We start from the raw sequence: 7,153 nt of genomic DNA, 5'->3' as shown, positions 1-7,153 counted from the left end.
AGGGCATGTTGGCGCCCTCGCCCACCGCTTTGACGCCATTCTTGATCAGTTCGCGGGCGTCTTTTCCCGTCAGCTCATTTTGCGTCGCGGACGGCATCGCGATGTCGCAAGGCACGCTCCACACCGAGCCTTCCGGGATGTGGCGCGCGCCCTGGCCTTTCAAACGCGCATATTCGGAAATGCGCTCACGACCCACTTCCTTGATCTCTTTCACGAGGTCGATGTCGATGCCCTTCTCGTCCACGATGTAGCCGTTCGAATCGGAGCACGCGACGATTGTCGCCCCCAACTGACGCAGCTTATCCATCGTGTAGATCGCGACATTGCCGGAACCGGAAACGACCGCTTTCTGGCCGCTCAGCGAAAGCACATTTGTCGCCAGCATGCATTCCACGAAATACACCGCGCCGTAGCCGGTGGCTTCCTTGCGCGCGCGCGAGCCTCCGTACACGAGACCCTTCCCCGTCAGCACGCCCGCTTCGTATCTGTTCGTCAGGCGCTTGTATTGACCGAACATGAAGCCGATCTCGCGGCCGCCCACGCCGATGTCGCCCGCCGGGACGTCCACGTCGGCGCCCACGTGCCGGTAGAGTTCGACCATCAGGCTCTGGCAGAAGCGCATGACCTCGTTGTCGGACTTGCCCTTGGGGTTGAAGTTCGAGCCGCCCTTGCCGCCGCCCATCGGCAGGCCGGTCAAGGCGTTCTTGAACGTCTGCTCGAACGCCAAGAACTTCAGCACGCTTTCCGTCACCGAGGGATGGAACCGGATCCCGCCCTTGTAGGGCCCGATGGCGTTGTTGTTCTGCACCCGCCAGGCCCGCTGGACCCGGATGTTGCCCTTGTCGTCTTCCCAGCACACGCGGAAGCTGATCACCCGGTCGGGTTCGGCGATCCGGCGCAGGATCTGGGCCTTGTGGTACTGCTCCTTGTCCTGGATGAAATCGAAGATGTCCTCGGCCACTTCCTGGACCGCCTGGACGAACTCGGGCTGACCCGGGTTTCGCCGCTTCACCCCTTCGATGAAGCCGCCCAGATCGACGTGATCGCTTACCGCCATTTCCTGTCCCCCATTGCCTGCAGATCAGGCCCCGCACTCGCCTGCCGGGCGAAACCTTAGCTGCGAATCCGGTACGGGCCAGGGGCAATTGCGGACGCAACTGAGGTTGCGCGCTTTCGCCCTTCACAACGCGCTGGAATTTGCGACAACTCGCGGGTGGGATGGGGGATTGTGATATGTCGACCAAGGCTTCTGATCTGTTTGTCCAGTGCCTCGAGGAAGAAGGCGTCGAATACGTCTTCGGTGTTCCGGGCGAGGAGAATCTGGACTTCCTGGACAGCCTGTCCCGTTCCACGAAGATCAAGCTGATCCTGACGCGCCACGAACAGGGCGCGGGTTTCATGGCCGCCACCTTCGGACGCCACACCGGCAAGGCGGGCGTCTGCGTCGCCACCCTGGGCCCGGGGGCCACGAACTTCGTCACCGCCTCGGCCTACGCCCAGCTCGGCGGCATGCCGATGATGATGATCACCGGCCAGAAGCCCATCAAGAAGTCCAAGCAGGGCCGGTTCCAGATCCTCGACGTGGTCGACATGATGAAGCCGATCACGAAGTACACGCATCAGCTCGCCAGCGCCGACAACATCCCCAGCCGCATCCGCGAGGCCTTCCGCCTCGCGCAGGAGGAGAAACCGGGCGCCGTCCACCTCGAGTTCCCCGAGGACATCGCCGACGAGCACACCGACTCCACCCCCCTGCCCAAGAGCAACGCCCGCCGCCCCGTGGCCGACGAAAAGGCCGTTCGCGCGGCCGCCAAGCGGATCGAACAGGCCAAGTCGCCCATCCTGGTCATCGGCGCGGGCGCCAACCGCACCATGACCAGCCGGATGCTGACCCAGTTCATCGCGAAGACCGGCATCCCCTTCGTCTCCACCCAGCTCGGCAAGGGCGTGGTGGACGAGACCAACCCGAAGTTCGTGGGCTGCGCCGCCCTGTCGGCCGGTGACTTCGTCCACCGCGCGATCGGCGCGGCCGACCTGATCATCAACATCGGCCACGACGTGATCGAGAAGCCGCCGTTCTTCATGCAGCGCGGCGGCGCCGAGGTGATCCACATCAACTTCCGCTCGGCCGAGGTCGATCCGGTCTACTTCCCGCAGTACGAGGTGATCGGCGACATCGGCAACGCCATCTGGCAGCTCAAGGAAGACATCCTGCCGTCGTCGAACTGGGACTTTTCGGCCATGCTGTCGGCCCACGCCGCCGAAGCCGAGCATGCCGCCAAGTACGAAAACGACATGCGCTTCCCGATCTATCCGCAGTATCTGGTGAAGCAGATCCGCGACGCGATGCCGTCCGACGGCATCATCTGTCTCGACAACGGGGTCTACAAGATCTGGTTCGCCCGGAACTATCCGGCGCGGGCGCCCAACACCGTGCTGCTCGACAACGCCCTGGCCACGATGGGCGCGGGCCTGCCCTCGGCCATGGCCTCCAACATGGTCTATCCGGACCGCAAGGTCATGGCGATCTGCGGCGACGGCGGCTTCATGATGAACAGCCAGGAGATGGAGACGGCGGTCCGGCTGAAACTCAACATCACCGTCCTGATCCTGAACGACAACAGCTACGGCATGATCCGCTGGAAGCAGGCCAACATGGGCTTCAAGGACTGGGGCCTGACCTATGGCAACCCGGACTTCGTGGAGTACGCCAAGAGCTACGGCGCCAACGGCTACCGGGTCGAGAGCGCCTCGCATCTGCCCGAGCTGCTGAAGCAGTGCCTGAACACGCCGGGGGTGAACCTCATCGACTGCCCCGTCGACTACTCGGACAACGACCTCATCCTGAACCGTCAGATCAAGGAACTGAGCGCGGCGCTCTGAACGCGGCCGAGGAAGGACGAAGCACATGGCGGCCGCCCTCAGGGACTCGTATCCGCTCTATCTCGCCAACGAGGCCCAGACCCCGAACCTCGACCTCGAGGTGACGGACAAATACACCGGCAAGGTGGCCACCCGGGTGGCCCTGGCCGACGCGCGGACCATCGACGCCGGCATCGCCGCGACGGTGGAGGCGGCCGAGCCGATGGCCCGGATGCCAGCCTATGCGCGCCAGGAGGTGCTGGCCCACTGCGTCAAACGCTTCCAGGAACGGTTCGACGAACTGGCCCATGCGCTCTGCATCGAGGCGGGCAAACCGATCCGGGACGCCCGCGGCGAGGTCTCGCGGCTGATCGACACCTTCCGCATCGCCGCCGAAGAGAGCGTGCGGATGACGGGCGAGGTCCAGCCGCTGGACATCAGCCCGCGCGCCAAGGGCTACCAGGGCATGTGGAAGCGCGTGCCGATCGGCCCCTGCTCGTTCATCAGCCCGTTCAACTTCCCGCTCAACCTGGCGGCGCACAAGATCGCCCCGGCGCTGGCCGTCGGCTGCCCGTTCGTGATGAAGCCGGCCTCGCGCACGCCGCTGGGCGCCATCATCATCGGCGAGGTCCTGGCCGAGACCGACCTGCCGAAGGGCGCCTTCTCGATCCTGCCGGCCCAGCGCGACGGCGCCGACCTGTTCACCACCGACGAACGGCTCAAGCTGCTGTCGTTCACCGGCTCACCGGGCGTCGGCTGGGACCTGAAGGCCAAGGCCGGCAAGAAGAAGGTGGTGCTGGAACTGGGCGGCAACGCCGCGGTCATCGTCGACGCCGACGCCGACCTGGACGACGCCGTCGAGCGGATCATCTTCGGCGCCTTCTACCAGTCGGGCCAGTCGTGCATCGGCGTGCAGCGGATCATCATCCACGCCGACATCTACGATGAGCTCAAGGACCGCCTGGTGGCCAGGACCCGGACCCTGATCGCCGGAGACCCGCGCGAGGAGGCCACGTTCGTCGGTCCGATGATCGACGAGAAGGAGGCGCGCCGCCTCGACGGCTGGATCCAGGAGGCCGTGGGCGGCGGCGCTGCGCTGCTCTGCGGCGGCAAGCGCGACGGCGCGATGCTGGAGGCCACGCTGCTGGAGGGGGTCGACCGCACGGCGGCGCTCTATGCCGAGGAAGCCTTCGGACCGGTGGCGATCCTGTCCAGGTTCACCGACTTCAAGGACGCGATCGCCGAGGTCAACGATTCCAAGTTCGGCCTCCAGACGGGCGTCTTCACGCGCGATCTCTACAAGATGCTCGAAGCATGGGACCATCTCGACGTGGGAGGAGTCGTGATCGGCGACGTGCCCAGCTATCGGGTCGACAACATGCCGTATGGCGGGGTGAAGGATTCCGGCCTGGGCCGCGAGGGCGTACGCTTCGCGATGGAGGACATGACGGAAATTCGCAATCTCGTCATCCGTCGCCGCTGAGCTTGCGTACTTACCACGGGACGATGCGTGCGCTGCTTGGGGAGGCGGCTTGGTGTTGACGATCGCACAGATCACCGACCTCCACGTCACGACGGGGAAGGATCCGCTGAATCAACAGCGGAACGAGGAGCGCCTTCGTCAGGTGATGCGGACGATCCACGAACTGCGGCCGCGACCCGTGGCCATTGTCGCGAGCGGCGACCTGGTCGATCGCGGCGAGCCCGAAGAATATCTCGAACTGCAGCGCCTGATGTCCGACTGCGAGATTCCGATCTACTACGCCGTCGGAAACCACGACAATCGCGAAGCCTTCCTGTCGGTCTTCGGCGGACCGGGCGCCCAGACAGACCCGAACGGCTTCGTCCAGTACGCCGTCGATTTCGGCCCCATGCGGCTGGTGGTCTGCGACACCCTGGACGGCCCCAACGACGGGGAATACTGCGCAGATCGCGCGGCGTGGCTGGCCGCCACCCTGGACGCCGAACCCGACAAGCCGACCGCCGTCATCCTCCATCACCCGCCGATCCCCAGCGGAATCCAGTGGATGGATCCCGATCCGGATTCGCCCTGGATCGGTCGGCTCGCCAGCGTGCTCAAGGGCCGCGACCAGGTGCAGACGATCATGTGCGGCCACATCCACCGGGCGTTCAACGGCGTGTTCGCCGGCCATGTGCTGTCGGCGGCGCCGGCCACCTCGATCCAGCTCACGCTCGACCTCACCGAGGTCGACGTGCATGTGCCGGACGGCCGCGAAATCCTGGTCGAGGAGCCGCCGGCCTTCGCGCTGCTGATGTGCCAGCACGGCAGCCTGACCACTCACATCTGCCAGGCGGGTGACTATACGCCGGCCGTGACCTACAACTTCCCCTTCCGGAAGCTGGCCTGACCGATGGCGGTCTCGGGCAAGCGCCGGGGCCTGATCGGCGGCCTGCTCGGGGCCGTCCAGGCGCTGCGCGAGCGCAGCGGCAAGGGGCTCGCGGACGTCGCCGTCGTCCTGATCGTCTCGGTCCTCGCCGCCGCCGCGGCGCTCGGCCTGAACCGCACCACGCCGATCCGGTTCGTCGAGAACCTGACCTACGACCTGCGGCTGGCGATGGGCGCGCCACCGGCCCAGCCCGATTTCGTGATCATCAAGGTGGACGACGAGGCGCTGAACGCCATGCGCGAAGCCTCGCCCTGCCACTGCCTGTCGCCGATCGACAAGGTCTGGCTGGGGGAACTCCTGGCCGCCCTCGATTCCAAGGGCGTGAAGGCGATCGCCGTCGACTACCTCCTCGACACCTGGGATTCCCCCGAGGAGTTCGCGGCCTTCCAGGAGACGATCGCCGGCACGACAGCGCCGATCGTGGCGGCGGTGGACCCGCAGCTCAAGCCGGGCGTCGACTTCCCGGTGGCGCCAAAGCTCCATTACGCCGACGCGCGCGCGCTGATGCGCGTGGACTACGACGACGTCGTTCGCCGATACGATCCACATCCGGGCCACAACCTGGCCCTCGCCACCCAGACCGGCGTGGTCGGCGCGGGTCTAAAGCCGCCGAAGGGTGATTTCGCCATCCGCTACCGGCGCCCCGATCCCAAGGTGTCGGCCGAGAACACCGGCGCCATCGCCCCGGCCTATTCCGCCGCCTTCGTCTCCTTCCTTCCCGAGGCCTTCTTCAAGGACAAGATCGCCTTCATCGGCCGCGTGACGCGGTCGGCGTCGGCCGATTCCGACACCCTCAAGGAAGACATGCACACCACGCCCCTGCGCTTCCTGCGCGGCCACTATGACGGCACGCCGGGTGTCGAGGTGCATGTCCACGCCCTGTCGCAGATGCTGGCGGGCGACCGGGTGCGTACGCCGGGACATGTCCTGGACGCGCTGATCGTCCTCGCGGCCGCTCTCGGGGGCGCCCTCCTCGGCCGCTCCACCCAGAGGTGGTGGATCTCGGTCGGCATCGTGCTGCTGGCCATCGTGGGCGGCGCGGCCCTGGCGTTCGGGCTCTACAACTACGCCGCGATGATGATCCCGATGACGGCGCCGTCGCTCAGCTTCGCCTTCGGCTTCTTCGTGCTCAGCCGGCTGGCGGCCGCCGAGCTTCAGACCCAGCGGGCCTTCTACTCCTCCACCCTCGAACGCTATCTCGCGCCTCAGGTGATCGACCGGATGGTTGACGGCCAGGAGCAGGTGAAGATCGGCGCCGAGGAGCGCGAGATCACCGTCATGATCTCGGACCTGGAGAACTTCTCGAACCTGGTGGCCAGCCTGCCGCTCGAGACCTTCTCCGAGGTCATCAACGAGTACTTCGACGGGGTGATCGACATCCTGTGGAAGCATGAGGCCATGATCGACAAGATGACCGGCGACGGCATCATCGCGATCTTCGGCGCCCCCGTGCCGTCCGACGACCACGCCGACCGCGCCATCGCCTGCGCCCGCGAGATCGACGTCTACGCCCTGGAGATCCGCGAGCGGATGATCGCGCGGGGCATCCGGTTCGGCTACACCCGCATGGGGCTGTCCTCGGGCGTGGGCCTGGTGGGCAATTTCGGCGGCGAACGCCGGTTCAACTACACGGCCTATGGCGAGGTGGTGGTGATCGCCGCACGTCTGGAGGCCGCCAACAAGACCTTCGGCACCCGCATCCTCTTCAGTTCCGACACCCTCAAGCTGGCGAAGAACGACATCCCCATCGAGACCGTCGGCGAGATCGACCTGAAGGGCGTGCCCGTGCCGATCCCGGCCTACACCACCCCGACCGGCGAGGGGTGACCGGCGCCCACCTGGAGGCTTGCGACGGCGCAAGCGGACATCCTTGCAGACCCGCC

5 protein-coding genes are annotated in these 7,153 nt (G+C 66.2%); 4 read left to right on the top strand and 1 reads right to left on the bottom strand.

Going from position 1 to position 7,153, the window contains the following annotated elements; translation table 11 throughout:
• Positions 1-1,057, bottom strand: a 1,057-nt coding sequence (gene gdhA, locus WG212_RS21235) for an NADP-specific glutamate dehydrogenase (RefSeq protein WP_337189114.1), incomplete at its 3' end; no start/stop codon positions are given.
• Between the two features lie 176 nt (positions 1,058-1,233).
• Between gdhA and WG212_RS21230 the strand changes: the two genes are divergently transcribed.
• From WG212_RS21230 to WG212_RS21215, 4 genes are read left to right on the top strand one after another with little or no spacing between them, the layout of a single operon-like run.
• A complete protein-coding gene (locus tag WG212_RS21230; protein WP_337189113.1) occupies positions 1,234-2,883 on the top strand; it encodes an acetolactate synthase large subunit in 1,650 nt (549 codons plus the stop codon).
• 25 nt (positions 2,884-2,908) lie between these two features.
• Positions 2,909-4,345 (top strand): aldehyde dehydrogenase family protein, encoded by a 1,437-nt coding sequence (locus WG212_RS21225; protein ID WP_337189112.1) that lies wholly within the window; start codon positions 2,909-2,911, stop codon positions 4,343-4,345.
• Positions 4,346-4,397: 52 nt separating this feature from the next.
• Positions 4,398-5,231 carry a phosphodiesterase gene (locus tag WG212_RS21220; protein ID WP_337189111.1) on the top strand — a complete coding sequence of 278 codons (834 nt, stop codon included), beginning with the start codon at positions 4,398-4,400 and terminating at the stop codon, positions 5,229-5,231.
• Between the two features lie 3 nt (positions 5,232-5,234).
• Positions 5,235-7,097, top strand: a complete 1,863-nt coding sequence (locus WG212_RS21215) for an adenylate/guanylate cyclase domain-containing protein (protein WP_337189110.1) — start codon at positions 5,235-5,237, stop codon at positions 7,095-7,097.
• The last annotated feature ends 56 nt before the right edge of the window (positions 7,098-7,153 follow it).

It is taken from the genome of Phenylobacterium sp. (genome assembly GCF_037189685.1).
In the GTDB taxonomy this organism is placed as follows: domain Bacteria; phylum Pseudomonadota; class Alphaproteobacteria; order Caulobacterales; family Caulobacteraceae; genus Phenylobacterium.
This window is presented reverse-complemented; position numbering and strand designations above follow the sequence as displayed.